Raw genomic sequence first — 19,273 nt, 5'->3', positions numbered from 1 at the left:
CTCAATCCACCGACGCGCCGGAGGCCCGGATGATCGGCGTCCAGGCCGCGAGCTCGGCGCGCACGAAGGCCTGCGCGTCGTCCAGGAAAAGGCGCCCGGGCGCGGTCGCGCTCTCGGCATAGCGGCGCAGCAGCTCGGGCGATTGCAGCGAATCCCGCGCCGCTTCGGCGAGCCGCTCCAGGATCGGCCGTGGCGTCCGCGCGGGCGCGGCGATGCCCGACCAGCCATCGACCACGAGCGAGGGGAAGCCGAGTTCCGCGAAGGTCGGGATATCGGGAAAGGCCGGCACGCGCTCGGGCCAGCTATGGGCGAGCGGGCGCAGCGCCCCGCTGCGGATATTCGCGCTGGCCGCCGTCAGGCTGTCGATCATCATGGGCAGCACGCCGCCCGCGATGTCCGTCACGATCTGCGCCGAGCCGCGATAGGGCACATGCGTCATCTGGATGCCGGCGGCCTGGAGGAAGCGCACCATCACCAGATGCGGCATGGAGCCGATGCCCGAGGTGCCGTAGGAGAAGCGGTTGGGCTCGCGCTTCGCCGCTTCCACCAGTTCGGCGAGGCTGCGGACCGGCAGGTCCGGCCGCACCAGGATCAGGTAGGGCGTGCTCATCACCATCGCGACATGGGCGAAGTCCCGGTCGGGGTCCCAGGCGACGCGGTCGCCCTGCAGCACCTTGCCGACGATCATCGCGCTGATGACGGAGAGCACCAGGGTGTAGCCGTCCGGCGCCGCGCGGGCGACCTGGCCCGTGCCCAGCAGCGCCCCGGCGCCGGGGCGGTTCTCCACCAGGATGGTCTGGCCGATGCGGCGCGACATCTCGGCGGTGACGATTCGCGCGATGATGTCGGTCGTGCCGCCCGGGGTGAAGGGCACGACGAAGCGGATGGGTCCGCCCTGCGGCCAGGGCGCCTGGGCCAGGGCCGGGGCCGCGAGGGTGGCTGGGACCAGGGCGAGGCTGCGGCGCTTCAGCATCACGCCACCCCCGCCGCGAGGCCGTCGCGCTGGGGGTCAGCGCCGCCTTCGAGGCGCCCGTCCCACATCGCGATGCCATGCACGCCCGCGAAGGGGAAGGTGGCGGCGCTGCGCTTCACCTCATAGCCCATGGCCTCGACCTCGCGCTGGACAGCGCGGGGGATGCGGTTGCCGATGTCGATGGCGTCGCTCGTCGCGCTGAAGCGCGGCGCCTGGACCGCCTCCTGCATGCCCATGCCGAAATCGAGCAGGTTGAGGAGCACCTGGGCGATGGCGATGGGAATCCAGGCCCCGCCCGGCGCGCCCAGCGTGGCGACGGGTTTGCCCTCCTCCAGCACGATGCTCGGCGTCATCGACGAGAAGCGCCGCTTTCCGGGGCCGATGGAGCCCGGCCGGCCCGGCCGCGGGTCGCACCAGTTCATGGCCCCGTTCAGCATGAAGCCGGTGCCCGGCACGATGACGCCCGATGGCACGCCCAGCGTGTGGGTCAGCGAGACGACCATACCCGCCGCATCCACGCAGGAGATGGCGGTGGTGTGCTTGGAATCCGCCTCCGTGCGGGGCAGGTGGTGCTTCTCGCCCGCGCGGATGGCGGCGGCGCGCTCCTCGGCATAGGCGTCGGAGAGCAGGCGCTCCAGCGGCGGGGGGATGAAGCGCGGATCGCCGATGTGCAGGTCCTTGTCGCGGCCCGCGACCTTCATGGCCTCGGCCACCACGCGCATGTATTCGGCGCTGTTGTGGCCGAGGGCGGGCAGATCGAAGCGCTCCAGGATGCGCAGCATCTCGGCCACCATGATGCCGCCGGCCGGCGGGGCCGGCACGGCGATGGTCCGGCCGCGATATTCCACGGTGAGCGGCGAGCCGATCTCGGGCGCGATGCCCGCGAGGTCGGCGGCGGAGAGCAGCCCGCCATGGGCCTCCATCTCCGCGACGATGCGCCGCGCGATGCCGCCGGTGTAGAAGTCCTCGGCGCCCTCGCGCGCCAGCGTCGAGAGCGTCGCGGCGAGGTTGGGGTTGCGCACGCTGTCGCCCACGCGCTTGGGCGAGCCGTCGGGCCGCAGATAGAGCTGCCGGCCCTCCTCGGTGAAGGCCAGCTTCTCGCGGTAGGGCAGGCGGCCATAGCCGGCCTCGTCCAGGGCGAACATGGTCGCGACATGGGGCCGCACGAGCCAGCCCTCGGTGGCCGCCGCGATGGCGGGGCCGAAGAGCTCCGCCCAGGGCCTGCTGCCCCAGCGGCGATGCGCCTCGGCGAAGACGCGCAGGATGCCCGGCGTCGTCACCGCGCCGTGGCCGAGCTCGTTGACGAAGCCCTTCAGCACATAGCCGTAGCCGTCCGAGCATTCGCGCTCGAAGGCCTCGGCCCACATGGTCTCGGTGCAGGCGCCGGGGCAGGTGGAGAGGCCGTTGACGACGAGGTGGTCACCGGTTTTCGGGTCGAGGATGTGCAGCACGCCGAGCCCGCCGATGCCGCTCATCATCGGGTCCACCACGCCCTGCGTCAGCGCGCAGGCGAGGGTGGCGTCGAGCGCGTTGCCGCCGGCCGCGAGGATGGCGGTCCCGGCCTCCACGGCCTCGGGCTGGGGTGCAGCGATCATTGCGCGGGGGGCGGGGATGCGGCGTTCGGGACGGGCCATCGGTTCTACTCCACCCGGATGCCGCGGCGGCGGATGAAGGAGGCGATTTCGCTGCTCTCCATCCGCGCGCGATCCTGGATCGATTGGGCGGTGCCGGAGATGGGCTCCAGCACGGAATCGCGCAGCTTGCGGGTCACCTCGGCGCCGTCCACCACGGCGCGGGTCGCGGTGTTGATCCGCTCGACGACGGCGGGCGGCATGCCGGCGGGCCCCACGAAGGCGTACCAGCCGGGCAGGGTGATGTCGCCCAGGCCCGCCTCGCGCAGCGTGGGGGTGCTGGGGAGGGCCGGGGAACGCTCGCGCCCCATGGTCACCAGCGGCACGACCTGCCCCGCTTCCGAGGCGCGCACGATGCTGCCGAGCGGCGTGAACATGCCGTCGATGTCACCCGCGATGATCGCCGTCAGCGCGGGGGCCGAGCCCGCGAAGGGCACGTGGGTGAGGCGGATGCCGGCCTTCTCGGCCACCATCTCCATGCCCAGATGCGTGGAGTTGCCGTTGCCCGCGCTGCCATAGGTGATGCGCTCGGGCTGGGCGCGGGCCCGCTCGACATATTGCTGCATGGTGGTGATGCCCGTGCGCCGGCCCACGATGATGGCGAAGGGCGTGTCGGCGATGGGCGCGATCCAGGTGAAGTCGGCCCAGGGATCGTAAGGCAGGTTGGAGAAGAGGTTCGGGTTGAAGGCGAAGATCGAGACGCCGCCCAGCAGCACGGTGTTGCCGTCGGGGCGCGACTGCTTCAACGCGTTGATGGAGACGATGCCGTTCGCCCCCGGCCGGTTGTCGATGACCACGTTGCGCCCCAGCTCGCGCGAGAGCGGCTCGATGAGCAGGCGCGCGAGCACGTCGGTCGCGCCGCCGGGCGGCTGCGGGATGATGAGGCGCAGCGTCTGGTCCTGCGCGCGCGCGACGGCCGGCGCCGCGAGCAGGAGGGCGGCGGCGCGGCGGGGGATGCGGACGCTCATGCGATCTGGCTTTCGATGATGCTGAGGAAGGGGGCGATGGACAGGCCGGCCAGGACGTTCAGCACGGGCCGGTGCTGCGGTCCGTAATAGCCCGCCTCATGCAGCAGGTTCAGCGATCCCAGCGTCCGGCCGTTCCAGCGCACCGGCATGTTCACCCCGGATTCGCAGCCGAGCCCGAGGATGGCCGGGTGATCGGGAAAGGTGCGGATGATCGTCTCGCGGTCGCGCAGGTAGCGCGGCTCGCCCTGGTTCACGACGATCTCGTAGAACTCTCGGGTGGGGTCGATCGGCTTGAAGCCGCCCACCGGATATTCCGCCGGATGGCTCGTGTAGAAGCGGCTGTTGAGGCCGCGCGCATGGTCCAGGATCAGGATGGTGAAGAGCTTGTGGCCGATCAGCTCCTGGCAGGCATTCTGGATCGCCTTCAGGGCGACCTCGGGTTGGCCGGGCTGGGCCAGGGCCTGGGCGAGGCGGTCGAAGCTCACAGGATCACCTGCGATGCGAGGGTCTTGGGCGAGTGGGTGATGACCTCAGGGGTCGCGCCCACGATCACGGTGTCGTCGTGCCGGAAGCCGCCGAGCCCCCATTCATAGAGGCCGGGCTCGGCCGAATAGACCTCGTTCTCCAGCAGCGGGCGGTGGTTGAAGGCCATGTCCTCGGGGAATTCGTGGCCCATGGTGCCCATGCCGTGGCCGGTGCGGTGGAGGATCAGATCCGCCACGCCCGCCTTCTCGATGACCGCCTGCGCCGCGGCGTCGATTCCCGAGACAGGCCGCCCCGACACCGCCGCCTCGCAGGCGGCCTCGTTCGCCGCGCGCGCCGTTTCGAAGAGGAAGGCCTGCCGCGGCGTCGGCTTGCCGCAGAACCAGGTGCGCTCGTTCTCCACCACCAGCCCGTTGACGCGCGGGATGACGATGTTCACCAGCCCGTCGCCCTTCTCGATGCGCTGGCCGGAGGAGCGCCCGTCGCCATGGGGCGCGCAGCTCGCGGGGCCGGAGAGCGTCCAGCAGCGCATGATCTCCAGATGCTGGCCAGGGAAGCGGACCGCCGATTCCTCGGCCAGCAGCGCGGCCATGGACATGTCCAGCTCCTGGACCAGCCGGCCGGGGCGGATGTTCTCCCGGTAGCGGTCCTGCACCCAGTCGGTCAGCCCCGCGATCTCGCGCAGGAGCTGCAACTCCTCCGGATGCTTCACCCAGCGCAGCTGGCGGCAGCCCGCGGTCGCGCCCTCCAGCTTCAGATGCGGCAGCAGCGCCGTGGCGCGCGCCAGCATGCCGCCCGCCGCGTCGGCGCCGATGCGCGCCTTGGCCAGCCCCGCGCGCCGCAGCCGGTCGGCGACGAGCTGCGGCCATTCCGTTACCAGCGGAACCCGGTTCGCGAGGCGCGGATGCTCGGCATAGAATTCCACATCCGTGACCCAGAGCTTCTGCGCCTCCATCCCGAAGCGCCAATGATTGGTCGAGAGCTCGCAGAGCACCGCGAAGGGCTCGCCGTCGCGGGGCACGACGCAGACGATGGGCCGCTCCCAGGGCTGCACGTCGGTCGCGAAATTGGTGGCGAACTGGAAGAAGTCGGCGCCCGTGAAGGCGAGGGCGTCATAGCCCTCCCGGTCCATCAGCCTGCGCATGAGGGCGAGGCGGTGGTCGCGGACGGCGGTGCTGAGCGTCATTCGGAAATGGTCCTGGATTTGGATTTCCGCGCAGGATGGCATGGCGCGGGGCATGCGTCATGCCGGCCGTGCGGCTAAGTTGAGCCCCGATACAGGAGCCCGGCATGGACGAGACACCATCCCCGCGCGGCGAGCTGCAGATCCGGCAACTCGCCATGCCGGCCGACACCAACCCGGCCGGCGACATCTTCGGCGGCTGGGTCATGGCCCAGATGGATGCGGCCGGCGGCATCGCGGCGGCGGGCGCGGCGCGCGGCCGCGTCGTCACGGTGGCCGCCTCCACCATGATCTTCATCCAGCCGGTGAAGGTGGGCGACGTGGTCTGCGTCTACACCGAGCTCAAGCGGGTCGGGCGGACCTCGCTCACCTTCGACGTGGAGGCGTGGGTGCTGCGCCAGCGGACCGGCGACCGGGTGAAGGTGACGCAGGCGGAGTTCACCTTCGTGGCCGTGGACGAGGCGGGGAGGCCGCGGCCCGTCCCGGGGGATCCGGCGCGGGCCTGACCTTCGGGCCCTGCTAGGCCATGGCGCGCCCGAAGCGCCCTGCCGTCCGCGTCACGCCGATGCCGAGCCACACGAAGAGGGCCAGCACCGCCGCCTGCGCGATGGCGAAGGGAGGCTCGGACTGCGTCGGCGCCAGCACGTGCAGCGAGGGGATCTTCGCGAAGCCCTGGGCCACCAGCACGAAGACCAGGAAATAGAGGCTCGCCACCATGCCGATGGCGTCCACCTTCCTCCAGGGTCCGCCGAGGCCGAGGGCGTAGCGCGCGGCCAGCACCACCGCGAGCACCAGCAGCGCGAAGCCGCCCACGACATGCGAGGGCAGCACGCCGTTGAACGGGAAGAGGTAGCCCGTTGCGCTCGTCAGGATGGAGGTGGCGAGGAAGAGCACCGTCCAGAAGGGCGTGGCGCCCGCGCGCAACAGCTCATAGACCACGACCACCCCGGCCGCGATGGCGACGAAGCTGAGCACGGTGTGGATGGTCACCAGATCGAAGGCCATGATGGATCTCCCCTGTGCGGCGAGCCGGCCGCGTCTGGCCGGCGGTCCATCATTCCCAGTTCTGGAGGGAAACGCCACCGAGAGTTGCAGGTCGGGCCGCTGCCTGTCCGCGCGCAGGGCGACCAAGGTCGTTCTGGGGATACCGGCGGTTCGTGCGCCGGCCAGGCGATGCCGGATCAGTCGCCGGCCCGGGCCGGCACGCCGCGCGCGAGGCCGCCGAAGAGGTCCAGCATGCGCTCCATCCAGGCGTGGACGGGGTCGCTCTCCTCGAGGATCCGCAGCGGGCTTGCCACGCGCGCCCACATGAAGCCGCCGAACATGAGGTAGTCGGCGTAGTCCGGCGCATCCCCCGCGACGCAGGGCTGCTGCATGAGCACGGCGCGCAGCGGCTGGAGGCTGGCGCGGAATTCCGGCAGCTTCGCCTCGCGGCCGGCGGTCACCTGGTCCAGCGGCATGCCGAAGCGCCTCTCGCGGCTCTCCACGAAATAGGCGCGCTCCCCCGCGCCGAGCAGCGAGGGGATGTCCGAGACGATAAGCTTCGCGAGCCCGGCATTCAGCACGCGGTCGGCCCAGGAGGCGGCGAAGCGCAGCGCGGCGGGCGGGCCGGGGAAGAGCGCGGGCCGGTCGGGATAGGTGCGGTCCAGATACTCGGCGATGGCCCAGCTGTCGGCGACCGCGTGATCGCCGTCGATCAGCACCGGCACGGTCTTGGAGCCGGCGAAGGCGATGGCCTCGGTCTGCGTGAAGCGCCAGGGGATCGTCTCGGCGTCGAGGCCCTTATGCGCGAGCGCCATGCGGATGCGCCAGCAATAGGGGCTGAAGCGAAGGTCCGGATCGGTGCCGCAAAGCTCGAAGAGCTTTCGCTCGGTCATGATGTCCCTGTCTCCTCGGGGCGGTTCGGCGAGCGCCGGGCCTATCGCAGCGCGCGCGCGAAGGCCTCGTGGCCCTCGCGGAACTGCAGGCCGAGCTCGGCCTGCCCGACATGCGCCACCCGGCCGAACCAGCGCTCCACCAGCTCCTTCATGGCCGGGCTCGCCGTGGCGTCGCGGATGGCCGCATCCCACCAGGCGAGGATCGGTGGCGGCATCCCCGCCGGCCCGACGACGCCATAGGCCACCGCCGCATGCAGCGGGTAGCCAAGCTGTGCGAAGGTGGGGATGTCATGCCCGGCGGCGGGAACCGGCCCCGTCTCCACCAGCAGCCGCACCGCGCCCTGCCGCAGCAGCGGGCCGAAATCCGTCGAGGCCACGGCATCCACATGCCCGCCGAGCAGCGCCGTGATCGCCTCCGCGCCGCCACGGAAGGGCGCCGAGGTGGTCTGCAGGCCAAGCTGCCGGAAGGCCGCCTCGACCGTGATCTCCGCCATGCTGCGGCTGCCCGCCGTGCCCCAGGAGAAATCGCCGGGCTTCGCGCGCAGATGCGCGAGCACGGCGTCCCAGGAGGCGAAGCGGCTGTCCGCCTTTACGTAGACGGGCATGGGCTGGGTGCAGATCTGCCCGAGCGGCGTGAGGTCCTTCAGCGGGTCGTAGCCGACGCGCTGGAGCTGCGGCACGATCCAGACCGTGCTCGGGCTGTAGAGCGCGACGGTGCGGCCGTCCGGCGCCGCCTGGGCGGCGCGCTCATTGGCCAAGGTGCCCGCCGCGCCCGGCCGGTTCTCGACGATCACCTGCACGCCGCGGCTCTGGCGCATGTGCTCGGCCAGCGCGCGCATCAGCGCATCGCCGATGCCGCCCGGCGCGAAGCCGACCAGGATGGTGACGGGCCCTGCCGGTTGCGCCGCTGCGGCGAGGGGAAGGGCGGCGCCGGCGGCGAGCAGGCTGCGACGAAGAAGCATGCGGGTCCTCATGCGGAAGGGCCGCCGATGGCGGCGGAAATCCGAGCGGCCACCTCTTTCACGTCGCAAGCGACGCGGCGGCGGTCCTCCTGCGGCGCCGCGGAGGGGAGCCAGGCGACGGAGACGGAGGCGACGGTCCGGCCCTGCGCGTCACGCACCGGCGCGCCGAGCGAGAGCACGCCGGGCAGGTTCTCGTTGTCGGTCACCGACAGCCCCTGCCGCCGGAACTTTCCGAGCTGCGCCACGACCTTGGCCGGATCCGTGATCGTCTGCGGCGTCACGGCCTCGAGCGGGCCGGGGCCGAGCAGGGCGGCCGCCTCCGCATCCGTCATGCCGGCGAGCAGCGCCTTGCCCATGGCCGTGGTGTGCAGCATCCCGAAATCGCCGGGCCGCGAGCGGATCGCGATCGGGCCGGTGGACTGCACGGCGACGAGGTAGAGCGCCTGCCGGCCGCGAAGTACGGCGAGATAGCCGTTGAGCCCGCGCGCGGCGAGGGGCGCCAGCGCCTCGCGCGCGGCCTCGGCCATGCGGTCGGAGAGGTCCACGCGGACGGCCAGCGAGAGCAGCGCGCCGCCGAGCCGGTAGCGCTGGGTGGCCGCGTCCTGCTCCACCCAGCCGCGCCGGGCCAGCGTGTTCACCAGCCGCTGCGCCGTGGCCGGCGCGAGGCCGCAACGCCGCGCTATGTCGCGCACGCCAAGCGGCGCCTCCGCGCCGAGGCGGGTCACGATGTCGAGGCCGCGCTGGAGCGAGAGGCTGGCCTCCGCTTTCTTCGCATCCTCCGGAAGGGCATTGCCCATTTCGGAACACTGTTCCATTATTCACGAGGATGCGAACTCTGGACGGAGAAAGCAAGCCCATGCTGCGCCTTTCGCGACGCTCGACGCTCGCCATGCTGGCCGCCCCGGCGGCCCTTCCGGCGGCTGCGCAATCCTGGCCGACGCGGCCCATCCGCCTGATCGTGCCCTTCCCGCCGGGCGGCGGCGTGGACCTCACGGGCCGGCTTCTGGCGGAGCCGCTGGGGCGTCATCTCGGCCAGTCCGTCGTGGTCGAGAACCGCGGCGGCGCGGGCGGCGTCATCGGGGTCGAGGCGCTGTCGCACGCGCCGCCTGACGGCTACACGCTTTCGCTCACCGGCGCCGGCACGCTGACGGTGGGACCGCATCTGCGTCAGCTGCCCTATGATCCGCTCGGCCTCGGGAACATCACGCGGCTCGTGCGGATGCCCTTCATCCTGGCCGTCCGCACCGATCTTCCGGCGCAGACGCTGCCGGAGTTCATCGCCCTCGCGCGACGCGGCGGCCTCCGCTACGCGAGCGGCGGCGCCGGCACCAGCCAGCACCTGACGGGCGAGCTCTTCAACCAGTCGGCCGGCGTCCGCATCGAGCACGTGCCCTATCGCGGCACGGGCCCCGCGCTGAACGACCTCGCGGCCAAGGTGGTGGACGCCTATTACGGCGACCCGGCCACGCTGACCCTCATCAACGGCGGCCAGGCGCGCGCCATGGCGGTGACCTCGCCGGAGCGCTGGGCGCTGCTGCCGAACACGCCGGCGGTCGGCGAGGCGGTGCCGGGCTTCGTGTCGGAGAACTGGTACGGGCTGGTGGCCCCCGCGGGCACGCCCGAGCCGATCCAGGACCGCATCCACGCCGAGGTCCTGCGCGTCTTCGCCGACCCGGCCTGGAAGCGCCGCTTCGACGAGGCGGGGCTGACCCCCGCGCCCATGCCGCGCGCCGACTACGTGGCCTTCCTTCGCGCGGACACCGAAGTCTGGGGGCGCGTCGTGCGCGCCGGCAACATCAGGATCAACGACTGAGATGCAGCACCGACTGGCCGTCGACATCGGCGGCACCTTCACCGACCTCGTGCTCGAAGCGCCTGGCCGGAGCTTCTCCCACAAGCTGCTGACCACGCCCGATGCGCCCGAGCGCGCGGTGATCGAGGGCACGCGGATCCTGCTGGCCTCGGCCGGCGTCCAGCCCTCGGCGATCGGCCTCGTCCTGCACGGCACGACCTTGGCGACCAATGCGCTCATCGAGCGCAAGGGCGCCAGGACGGCGCTCATCACCACCGAGGGCTTCCGCGACAGCATCGAGATCGCCTACGAGCACCGCTTCGCCCAATACGACCTGACGATGGAGCGCCCCGTGCCGCTGGTGCCGCGCGCGCTGCGCTACACGGTGCCCGAGCGCATCGCGGCCGATGGCGGCGTGCTGCTGGAACTGGACGAGGCGGCGCTTCGCGCGGTCTGCGGGCAGGCGAGGGCGGACGGCATCACGGCCATCGCCATCTGCTTCCTGCACTCCTTCACCAACGACGCGCATGAGCGCCGCGCGGCGGCGATCGTGGCGGAGATGCTGCCGGGCGTTTCCCTCTCGCTCTCCTGCGAGGTCTGCCCCGAGGTTCGCGAATACGACCGCGCCAGCACCACCATCGCCAATGCCTATGTGCGCCCGCTGATGGACGGCTATCTCGCGGGCATCGAGGGCGGGCTGCGCGGCCTGGGTCTGAACGCGCCGGTGCTGATGATGATGTCCTCCGGCGGGCTCTGCACGGTGGAGGCGGCGCGCCGCTTCCCCGTGCGGCTGGTGGAGAGCGGCCCGGCGGGCGGCGCCATCCTCGCGCGGCACGTGGCGGCCCAGAATGCGCTGGACCGCGTGCTGGCCTTCGACATGGGCGGCACCACGGCCAAGCTCACGCTCATCGATCACGGCAAGTTCCACATGGCGCGCAGCTTCGAGGTGGCGCGCGCCTATCGCTTCGTGCAGGGCAGCGGCCTGCCGATCCGCATTCCGGTGATCGAGCTGGTGGAGATCGGCGCGGGCGGCGGCTCCATCGCGCGGCATGACAGCCTGGGCCGCATCCAGATCGGCCCGGACAGCGCGGGCAGCAAGCCGGGCCCGGCCAGCTACGGCCTCGGCGGCACCATGCCGACGGTGACGGATGCGGACCTGCTGCTCGGGCGGCTCGATCCGGATCTCTTCGCCGGCGGCACGATGAAGCTGGACACAGCCGCCGCGGACCGGGCCTTCACGGCGATGGGCGCGGGCGCCCCGGTGGGCGTGGCCGAGATCGTGGACGAGACCATGGCCAGCGCCGCCCGCGTCCATGCCGTGGAGAATGGCGAGGACACCGCCGGCCGCACCATGATCGCCTTCGGCGGCGCGGCGCCGCTGCATGCCGCGCGGCTCGCGCAAAAGCTCGGCATCGCCAAGGTGCTGGTGCCGCGCGGCGCGGGCGTGGGCTCGGCGCATGGCTTCCTGCAGGCGCCGATCGGCTTCGAGGTCGTGCGCACGCGCTACACGCGTCTCGACGCGATGGACGGGGCCTCGCTGGAGGCCATGTTCGCGGAGATGCGCCAAGAGGCCGAGGGGGTCGTGCTCCAGGCGGCGGCGCCCGAAGGGCTGGTCGAGACCCGCACCGCCTTCATGCGCTACCGCGGCCAGGGGCACGAGATCGCCGTGCCTGTCACGGGCGGCATCGACCCCGCCACCCTGCACGACGCCTTCGTCGCCGCCTATCGCGGCATCTTCGGCCGGGCCATCCCGGGCCTGCAGCCCGAGATCATGACCTGGGCGCTCTCGCTCTCCTGCCCCGTGGCGGAGCCCGATCTCCTGGCGGAACTCCCCACGGAGCCGGCGCGCCGGCCCGGACGCGAGCGTCCGCTCACCGACCCCGCCACCGGCCGCACCGACCCGGCCGCCATCCATGTCCGGGACGCGCTGCCGCCGGGCGCGATGCTGCGCGGCCCCGCCCTCATCATCGAGGACGAGACCACCACCGTCGTGCCGGCCGGCTGGTCCGCCCGCATCAACGCCGCCGAGCAGATCCTGCTGGAGCTCCTGCCATGAGCCAGAACGACGACATCCGCTACCAGGTGATGTGGAACCGGCTGCTCTCCGTCGTGGAGGAGCAGGCCAAGACGCTGGTCCGCACCGCCTTCTCCACCTCGGCGCGCGAGGCGGGCGACATCTCCGCCGGCGTCTTCGACGTGGAGGGCCGCATGCTCGCCCAGGCCGTGACCGGCACGCCCGGCCACATCAACTCCATGGCGCGGAGCGTGAAGCACTTCCTGGCGAAGATCCCCGCCGGGACGATGAAGGAGGGGGACCACTACGTCACCAACGACCCCTGGCTCGGCACGGGGCATCTCTACGACATCGTCGTGACCTCGCCGGCCTTCCACAAGGGCAAGATGGTGGGGCTCTTCTCCTGCACCGTGCATGTGGTGGACATCGGCGGCATCGGCCTCGCCCCGGACGGGCGGCAGGTGTTTCACGAAGGCCTCCGCATCCCCATCATGCCGCTCGCGCGCGAGGGCGTGGTGGATCGGTGGCTGGTGGACCTCGTCCGCGCCAATGTCCGCGAGCCGGTGCAGGTGGAGGGCGACATCTACGCGCTGATGGCCTGCAACGAGACGGGCGAGCGCCGCCTCTCCGCCATGCTCGCCGAGAACGGTCTGGACGACCTGGAGCTGCTGGGCGAGCACATCATCGCCCGCTCGCGCGACGCCATGCTGAAGGAGATCGCGGCCCTGCCGAAGGGCACGTGGAAGAGCCACATGCGCATCGACGGCATGGAGGCGCCGGTCGACCTGCATGCGGCGGTCACCTTCGCCGAGGACCATATCGCCGTGGACTACGCCGGCACTTCCGGCCAGAGCAGCTTCGGCATCAACTGCCCGCTCTGCTACACCGACGCCTACACGGCCTTCGGCATCCGCTGCATCATCGGACCCGAGATCCCGAACAATGCCGGCACGCTGGACCTGGTGCGCGTGACGGCGCCGGAGGGCAGCATCGTCAACGCGCTCTTTCCGGCCGCGGTGAACGCGCGCAGCACCATGGGCCACATGATGCCCGACGTGGTCTTCGGCGCGCTGGACCAGGCGCTGCCTGGGCGCGTGCCGGCGGAGGGAACCTCCAACCTGTGGAACCTGAAGCTCGGCGCGGGGCAGGGGCTCACGGGCGACACCGGCCGGCCCTTCATGGTGACCATGTTCCACTCCGGCGGCTCCGGCGCGCGGCCGGCGCAGGACGGGCTCTCCGCCACGCCCTATCCCTCGGGCGTGAAGAACGTGCCGGTGGAGGTGACCGAGACGGTCGCGCCGCTGGTCGTCTGGCGGAAGGACCTGCGCGACGATTCCGGCGGCGAGGGCAGGTATCGCGGCGGCGACGGGCAGATCATGGAGGTCGCCCATCGGCACGGTGAGGCCTTCGGCATCTTCGCGACCTTCGAGCGCGTGAAGTACCCGCCGCGCGGCCGCCACGGCGGCGGCGACGGCGCCAATGGCGTGGTGAAGCTGGCCTCGGGCGCGGTGCTGAAGGCCAAGGGCTTCCAGGTCATCCCGGCGGGCGACCGGCTGGTGGTGGAGATGCCGGGCGGCGGGGGGATGTACGCGAAGGATTCCAGCTGAGGCCGGGGCGACGGCTGCGGCGGGTCTTCCCCGCCGCACAATCCCGTTCGCTTCGCGCGGGGCCGCGCCTATCCTCCCTCGATTCAGGGAGATCCGCGCATGCCCGACGCCGCCCTCACCGATACCGTCACCCCCGAGGCCATCCTCCAGCTCGGCCTCGGCTTCTGGGCCTCCAAGACCCTGCTCACCGCCGTCGAGCTCGGCCTCTTCACCGGCCTGGCGGCCGAGGGCCCGGCGGACCTCGCCGCCCTCGCCGCGCGGCACGGGCTGCACGGCCGCGGCGCCGCCGACTTCCTCGACGCGCTGGTCGCGCTCGGCATGCTGGAGCGCGACGCGGGCGGGCTCTATGCCAATACGCCGGCAACGGCCCTGTTCCTGGACAGCGCCAAGCCGGGCTACCTCGGCGGGCTGCTGGAGATGGCCAATCGCCGCCTCTACCCCTTCTGGGGCCGCCTGACCGAGGCGCTGAAGACCGGCCAGCCGCAGAACGAGGCGCGCGAGGGCGGCGACCCCTTCGCCGCCCTCTATGCCGACCCGCAGACGCTCGGGATCTTCCTGCGCGCCATGAGCGGCGGCACCCGCCTGACCGCCGGCATCATCGCGGCCCGCTTCCCCTGGGCCGGGCACCGGACCTTCGCCGATATCGGCTGCGCCCAGGGCGCGCTGGTCGCCGCCGTCGCGGGGGCGCATCCGCATCTCTCCGCCGTCGGCTTCGATCTGCCGTCGGTCGGGCCCGTCTTCGAGCGCCACATGGCCGAGATGGGCCTCTCGGATCGTGCCCGCTTCCAGCCCGGCAGCTTCTTCACGGACCCGCTGCCCTCGGCCGATGTGCTGGTGATGGGCCATATCCTCCACGACTGGGGGCTGGACGAGAAGCGCATGCTGCTGCGCAAGGCGCACGAGGCGCTGCCGCCCGGCGGCGCGCTGCTCGTCTACGACGCGATGATCGACGATGACAGGCGGAAGAACGCGCTTGGCCTGCTGATGAGCCTCAACATGCTGATCGAGACGCCCGCGGGCTTCGACTACACGGGCGCCCAGGCGATCGGCTGGGCCCGCGAGGCCGGCTTCGCCGAGGCGGAGGTGCAGCCCCTGGCCGGGCCGCATTCCATGCTGGTGGCCAGGAAGGGGCAATAGCTCTCCCGCCCTCCAACGCATTGCGGCGATGCCCGATGCGCGCTTTGCGGCCGGCCGCATCGCCCCTATCTGCCGGGGGCGCGCACCACGCCCGATGTGGGTTTGCGCCCCATCAGGATTCCGAAAGTGCCCTTTCCCACGCTCGCTGCGCCCATCGCGGCCGCCCTCGCCGAACGCGGCTATGCCGAGCCCACCGCCGTCCAGGCCGCGGTGCTCGAGGCCGAGACCGCCGGCCGCGACCTCCTCGTCTCCGCCCAGACCGGCTCGGGCAAGACCGTCGCCTATGGCCTGGCCATCTCGCGCGACCTGCTCGGCGAGGCCGAGCGGCTGCCCGCCGCCGGCCTGCCCCTGGCCCTCGTCGTCGCGCCGACCCGCGAGCTGGCCCTCCAGGTCCAGACCGAGCTGAACTGGCTCTATGCCCGCGCCGGCGGCCGCGTCATCTCCTGCGTCGGCGGCATGGACCCCATGACCGAGCGCCGCCAGCTCGCCCATGGCGCCCATATCGTGGTCGGCACGCCTGGCCGCCTGCGCGATCATATCGAGCGTGGGAATCTTCGCCCGCAGTCGATGCGCGCCGTCGTGCTCGACGAGGCGGACGAGATGCTCGACCTCGGCTTCCGCGAGGACCTCGAGGCCATTCTGGAATCCCTTCCGCCGGAGCGCCGCACGCTGCTCTTCTCGGCGACCGTGCCGCGCCCGATCGCGCAGCTGGCCAAGAACTTCCAGCGCGACGCGCTGCGCATCGCCGCCGCCGGCGAGGGCGGGCAGCACACCGACATCGAATACCGCGCCCTCTCGGTCGCCCCCGGCGAGATGGAGCGCGCGGTGGTGAACACGCTGCGCTACCTCGACCCGCGCACGGCCATCGTCTTCTGCACGACCCGCGCCGCGGTGAACCGCCTGCACGGCAACCTGGTCGAGCGCGGCTTCTCCGCCGTAGCGCTCTCCGGCGAGCTGTCCCAGGCCGAGCGCACCCGCGCCATGCAGGGCCTGCGCGACGGCCGCGCCCGCGTCTGCGTGGCGACCGACGTGGCCGCCCGCGGCCTGGACCTGCCGGACCTCGCGCTGGTCATCCATGCCGACCTGCCGAACGATCCCGAGACGCTGCTGCACCGTTCGGGCCGCACCGGCCGCGCGGGGAAGAAGGGCATCAGCGCGCTGGTCGTGCCGCACAATCGCCGCCGCATCGCCGAGCGCCTGCTCATGGGCGCCAAGGTGAAGGCCGAGTGGTCGCCCGCGCCCAGCGCCGAGGAGATCCAGGCGAAGGACGTCGAGCGCCTCGCCGAGACGGCGACCGCCATGCTCGACCAGATGCCCGAGGAGGCCGACCTGGCCCTCGGCCGCCGCCTGCTGGAGGGCCGCAACCCCGAGGCGATCGCGGCCGCCCTGGCCCGGCTGCTGCGCAGCCACCTGCCCGCGCCCGAGGAGCTGGCCGGCCCGGTGCAATATGCGCCGCGCACCGAGCGCGGTCCGCGCGCCGTCGCGCCTTCGCGCGATTATCCGCAGCAGGCGCCGGTGGCCGTGGAAGGCGTGTGGTTCCGCATGAATGTGGGCCGCAGCAACCAGGCGGACCCCAAGTGGATCCTGCCCTTCCTCTGCCATCGCGGCCATGTGACCCGCGAGGCCATCGGCCAGATCCGCATCCTGGATCGCGAGACGCGCTTCGAGGTCGCGCCCCAGCTGGCCGAGCGCTTCGCCATCGCCGCCTCGAGGCCCGGGCAGGACGACGCGCATATCCGCATCGAGCCGGCGGCCTCCGCCGGCCCGGCCGACCGGGCCGCGCATGCGGCGGGGCCGCGCGCGCCCCATGCCGGCAAGCCGCGTCCGGCCTATCAGGCCCGGCCGCGCGCCGAGGGCGCCAAGAAGCGCCCCGCGGCGTCGCGTCCGCCGCGCTCCTGACCGCTGCGTCCGATCCGCCGTGAGGCTCGGCGGATCGGGCCGGTCACCGTTGCTCCATGCGGAAGCCGGAGTCTCCTGCCGGCAAGGTGTCCCGGATCGCGGAAAAATTTACAGTTTCTGGAACGAATCCCTTAAGAGCACTGTCGGAAGACGGAGATTCGCGGGATGTCGGTCCAGGATTTCATCAATGATCCGGAATCTTATTCCAAATCCCATAAGGTGAAATTCGGCAATATCGGTCCGGAGATCGCCGGCCTGCGCCTGCGGAACCGGGTCAAGTACCAGGGCTGGTCCTCGTACCAGTACGAGCGCTGCCCGCCCTACTACACCAACTTCGCCTTCGACGGGGACACGGTGTTCGACGACGTGGTGAACAACATCCAGGGCTGGCACGTCCAGCTCGGCAGGCAGGCCTGGCACACCGTGACGGCCATTCCGGGCTGGCAGGACAAGGGAATCTGCTACCTGCCCTGGGAGGAGGACGCCGTCACCTGCATTCAGATCCCGTCCTCCGCGAAGACCTTCTTCACCGGCCCTCTCACGGGATGCTCCGTCCATATCGGCGATGGCTCGGACGGCTCGCTCTGGGCCTTCCACGCCAATCGCAACGGCATCGAGGAGCGGCACCGCAACGCGGCCGTCAAGCAGGCCATGACGGCCATGACCTCCACGAGCCTCGGCCTGGGGATCCGCGGGCGCCACGCGGCGATCAAGGGCACGCATTACGACAACCTCGCCTTCGTCTTCGGCAAGAAGAGCTGGCGGGGCCGCTGGACCTTCTACGTGGCCGACATTCCCATCGCCGGGGCGCGCTGCACGGTCACCGCCCTGCCCTGAGCCCGAGGGGAGCCCGCGGACGCGAAAAGGCCACGCGGGCCGGGGGGCGGCCCGCGTGGCTCAGTGTCCCGGACCCCGGAGAGGGGGTGAGGCCCGGGAACTCAGGCTCCCGCCGCTTAACCGCGCGCGGGGATCTGCACCGCCACGAAGGCGCTCTGGCCCTCGCGGATGATCCTCAGCGCCACCGCCGTCCCCGGCTGGCGGCCGGCCTCGCGGATCGCGGTCGCGACCGCGTTCACGTCGGCCACGTCGCGGCTGCCCACGCCCACGATCACGTCGCCCTCGCGCAGGCCGGCCGCGGCGGCCGGGCTCTCCGGGCGGACCTGGGCGACCACCGCGCCGCGGGCACCCTCGGGCAGGTTCAGCGCCTGCCGGGCCCGCTCGTCGATGGGCGCCAGGGCCACGCCCACCGGGCCGCCGCGCTGCTGCTCGCGCTCGCCGCGCTGGCCGGGCTTGCCGCCGCGGGCCGGGTTGCTCTCGCCGTCCTGCAGGGTGGCCAGGGTCACGCTCAGGTCGCGGGGCTGGCCGTCGCGCTGCACGGTCAGCTGGACCGTGCTGCCCGGGCGGCTGTCGCCGATCAGGCGGGCCAGGTCGCGTGGATTGGCCACCGCCGTCTCGCCGACCTTGGTCACCACGTCGCCGGGGCGCAGGCCGCTGCGGGCGGCGGGGCTGTCCGGCTGGATGTCGCCGACAAGCGCGCCCTCGGGCCGCGGCAGGCGCATCGCGCTGGCCAGCGCCGGCGTCAGGTTCTGCGTCGTGGCGCCCAGGAAGCCGCGCTCGACCCGGCCGTTCTCCTCGATCTGGGTCACCACCTGGCGGACCATGTTCGAGGGGATGGCGAAGCCGATGCCGACCGAGCCGCCCGTCGGCGAGAAGATCGCCGTGTTCACGCCGATCACCGAGCCGTCCAGGGCGAAGAGCGGGCCGCCGGAATTGCCGCTGTTGATGGAGGCGTCGATCTGCAGGAAGTCGTCATAGGGGCCCTGGCCGATGTTGCGGCCGCGCGCCGAGACGACGCCCGTGGTCACGGTGCCGCCCAGGCCGAAGGGATTGCCCACGGCCACCACCCAGTCGCCCACGCGGGCCCGGGCGCTGTCGCCCAGTTCGAGGAAGGGCAGGGGCGCGCCGGCATCCACCTTCAGCACGGCGATGTCGGTGCGCGGGTCGCGGCCGACGACGCGCGCCGGCAGCTCGCGGCCGTCCTCCAGCGTCACGGTCACGGTGCCGCCTTCGCGGACCACGTGGTTGTTGGTGACGATGGTGCCGTCGGCCTTCACCACGAAGCCCGAGCCGAGGGCGCGGCCGCCGCGCGGACGCTCCTGGCCCTGGCCGCCGCGCTGGGGGGCCTGGTCGCCGAAGAAGCGGCGGAACATCTGGTCCTGCTCGCTGCCCTCGGGGAAGGGCGAGCGGGCGGAGGCATTGGCCGCGCGCTCGGTCGCGGTGATGGTCACGACGGCGGGGCGGACGCGGTCCACGAGGTCGGCGAAGCCGGGCAGGGCCACGGCGGCCTGGCGCGTGATGGGGGCGGGGTTGATGGCGGCCTGCTGCGCGCCGGCCGAGCCTTCCCAGAAGGCGAGGCTGCCGAGCGCGGTCCCGGCCATGAGCACGGCGGCGAAGCCGGCGCGGCGGCGGCGGGAGGGGGTGGAAGTCGTCGTCATGAGGCGTCTCTCCGGTTCATCGGTCGCGGGACAGTCCCGCCTTGGATGATGGGAGCTTCCTCCGGGGACGCTGGAGGCGAGCGGGACCGATCGTGAAGATCGTGTCAGAATTTCCGCCCTCAAACGCCGGGCGCGCGCTCCGCGCGCTTGGCTTCGCCGCGCGACTGTCGTGCCGGCGGTGAATTCGGCTGGGCGGCGCCAGCCGCCATGCGGCCGGATTCGTGGTTGTGGCGCAGGGACTTGTCGGGTCAG

At 72.1% G+C, this 19,273-nt stretch carries 17 protein-coding genes; 7 read left to right on the top strand and 10 right to left on the bottom strand.

Translation table 11 applies throughout. The features are described from left to right. Position 1: 1 nt before the first annotated feature. The 5 genes from EJV46_RS15630 to EJV46_RS15610 are packed head-to-tail and all read right to left on the bottom strand — an operon-like array spanning position 2 to position 5,241. Positions 2 to 973: a tripartite tricarboxylate transporter substrate binding protein gene (locus EJV46_RS15630; RefSeq protein WP_131549621.1), complete on the bottom strand. Its 972-nt coding sequence runs from the start codon at positions 971 to 973 to the stop codon at positions 2 to 4. After that, complete coding sequence (locus tag EJV46_RS15625; protein ID WP_206020834.1) at positions 973 to 2,607, bottom strand: gamma-glutamyltransferase family protein; 1,635 nt, start codon at positions 2,605 to 2,607, stop codon at positions 973 to 975. The genes EJV46_RS15630 and EJV46_RS15625 overlap by 1 nt, the downstream gene beginning before the upstream one ends. 5 nt (positions 2,608 to 2,612) lie before the next feature. Then, a complete protein-coding gene (locus EJV46_RS15620; protein ID WP_131549619.1) occupies positions 2,613 to 3,572 on the bottom strand; it encodes a tripartite tricarboxylate transporter substrate binding protein in 960 nt (319 codons plus the stop codon). After that, a complete protein-coding gene (locus EJV46_RS15615) occupies positions 3,569 to 4,057 on the bottom strand; it encodes a GAF domain-containing protein (RefSeq protein ID WP_131549618.1) in 489 nt (162 codons plus the stop codon). The genes EJV46_RS15620 and EJV46_RS15615 overlap by 4 nt, the downstream gene beginning before the upstream one ends. Then, positions 4,054 to 5,241: a Xaa-Pro peptidase family protein gene (locus EJV46_RS15610; protein WP_131549617.1), complete on the bottom strand. Its 1,188-nt coding sequence runs from the start codon at positions 5,239 to 5,241 to the stop codon at positions 4,054 to 4,056. Before EJV46_RS15610 ends, EJV46_RS15615 begins: the two co-directional genes overlap by 4 nt. Positions 5,242 to 5,345: 104 nt before the next feature. Between EJV46_RS15610 and EJV46_RS15605 the strand changes: the two genes are divergently transcribed. After that, complete coding sequence (locus tag EJV46_RS15605; RefSeq protein ID WP_131549616.1) at positions 5,346 to 5,744, top strand: acyl-CoA thioesterase; 399 nt, start codon at positions 5,346 to 5,348, stop codon at positions 5,742 to 5,744. A gap of 13 nt (positions 5,745 to 5,757) precedes the next feature. Here EJV46_RS15605 and EJV46_RS15600 read toward each other — a convergent pair whose 3' ends face one another. From EJV46_RS15600 to EJV46_RS15585, 4 genes are all read right to left on the bottom strand, one after another. Then, positions 5,758 to 6,243, bottom strand: coding sequence for a hypothetical protein (locus EJV46_RS15600; protein ID WP_131549615.1), 486 nt, complete (start codon positions 6,241 to 6,243; stop codon positions 5,758 to 5,760). A 176-nt stretch (positions 6,244 to 6,419) separates the two neighbouring features. Then, on the bottom strand, positions 6,420 to 7,115 hold the full coding sequence (locus EJV46_RS15595) for a glutathione S-transferase family protein (RefSeq protein WP_131549614.1): 696 nt from the start codon (positions 7,113 to 7,115) through the stop codon (positions 6,420 to 6,422). A gap of 41 nt (positions 7,116 to 7,156) precedes the next feature. Continuing rightward, positions 7,157 to 8,077 carry a tripartite tricarboxylate transporter substrate binding protein gene (locus EJV46_RS15590; protein WP_165585570.1) on the bottom strand — a complete coding sequence of 307 codons (921 nt, stop codon included), beginning with the start codon at positions 8,075 to 8,077 and terminating at the stop codon, positions 7,157 to 7,159. 8 nt (positions 8,078 to 8,085) lie between these two features. Next, complete coding sequence (locus tag EJV46_RS15585) at positions 8,086 to 8,874, bottom strand: IclR family transcriptional regulator (RefSeq protein ID WP_131549784.1); 789 nt, start codon at positions 8,872 to 8,874, stop codon at positions 8,086 to 8,088. 59 nt (positions 8,875 to 8,933) lie between these two features. Between EJV46_RS15585 and EJV46_RS15580 the strand changes: the two genes are divergently transcribed. The 6 genes from EJV46_RS15580 (at position 8,934) to EJV46_RS15555 (ending at position 17,363) form a co-directional block, all read left to right on the top strand. Next, positions 8,934 to 9,890 (top strand): tripartite tricarboxylate transporter substrate binding protein, encoded by a 957-nt coding sequence (locus EJV46_RS15580; protein WP_165585569.1) that lies wholly within the window; start codon positions 8,934 to 8,936, stop codon positions 9,888 to 9,890. 1 nt (position 9,891) lies between these two features. Then, positions 9,892 to 11,925, top strand: coding sequence for a hydantoinase/oxoprolinase family protein (locus EJV46_RS15575; protein WP_131549611.1), 2,034 nt, complete (start codon positions 9,892 to 9,894; stop codon positions 11,923 to 11,925). After that, positions 11,922 to 13,490: a hydantoinase B/oxoprolinase family protein gene (locus tag EJV46_RS15570; protein ID WP_131549610.1), complete on the top strand. Its 1,569-nt coding sequence runs from the start codon at positions 11,922 to 11,924 to the stop codon at positions 13,488 to 13,490. The genes EJV46_RS15575 and EJV46_RS15570 overlap by 4 nt, the downstream gene beginning before the upstream one ends. Before the next feature lie 99 nt (positions 13,491 to 13,589). Then, on the top strand, positions 13,590 to 14,627 hold the full coding sequence (locus tag EJV46_RS15565) for a methyltransferase (RefSeq protein WP_131549609.1): 1,038 nt from the start codon (positions 13,590 to 13,592) through the stop codon (positions 14,625 to 14,627). Between the two features lie 126 nt (positions 14,628 to 14,753). Further along, a complete protein-coding gene (locus EJV46_RS15560; RefSeq protein WP_131549608.1) occupies positions 14,754 to 16,526 on the top strand; it encodes a DEAD/DEAH box helicase in 1,773 nt (590 codons plus the stop codon). Between the two features lie 165 nt (positions 16,527 to 16,691). Then, positions 16,692 to 17,363, top strand: a complete 672-nt coding sequence (locus tag EJV46_RS15555; protein ID WP_131549607.1) for a hypothetical protein — start codon at positions 16,692 to 16,694, stop codon at positions 17,361 to 17,363. A gap of 116 nt (positions 17,364 to 17,479) precedes the next feature. Here EJV46_RS15555 and EJV46_RS15550 read toward each other — a convergent pair whose 3' ends face one another. Next, the gene (locus EJV46_RS15550; RefSeq protein WP_131549606.1) at positions 17,480 to 19,021 is read right to left on the bottom strand and encodes a DegQ family serine endoprotease; all 1,542 of its coding nucleotides are present in this window, start codon (positions 19,019 to 19,021) and stop codon (positions 17,480 to 17,482) included. Positions 19,022 to 19,273: the final 252 nt, after the last annotated feature.

This window comes from Roseococcus sp. SYP-B2431, assembly GCF_004336745.1.
Taxonomy (GTDB): domain Bacteria; phylum Pseudomonadota; class Alphaproteobacteria; order Acetobacterales; family Acetobacteraceae; genus Roseococcus.
The sequence above is the reverse complement of the archived record's forward strand: the minus strand, read 5'-3'. Positions and strand labels throughout refer to the sequence as shown.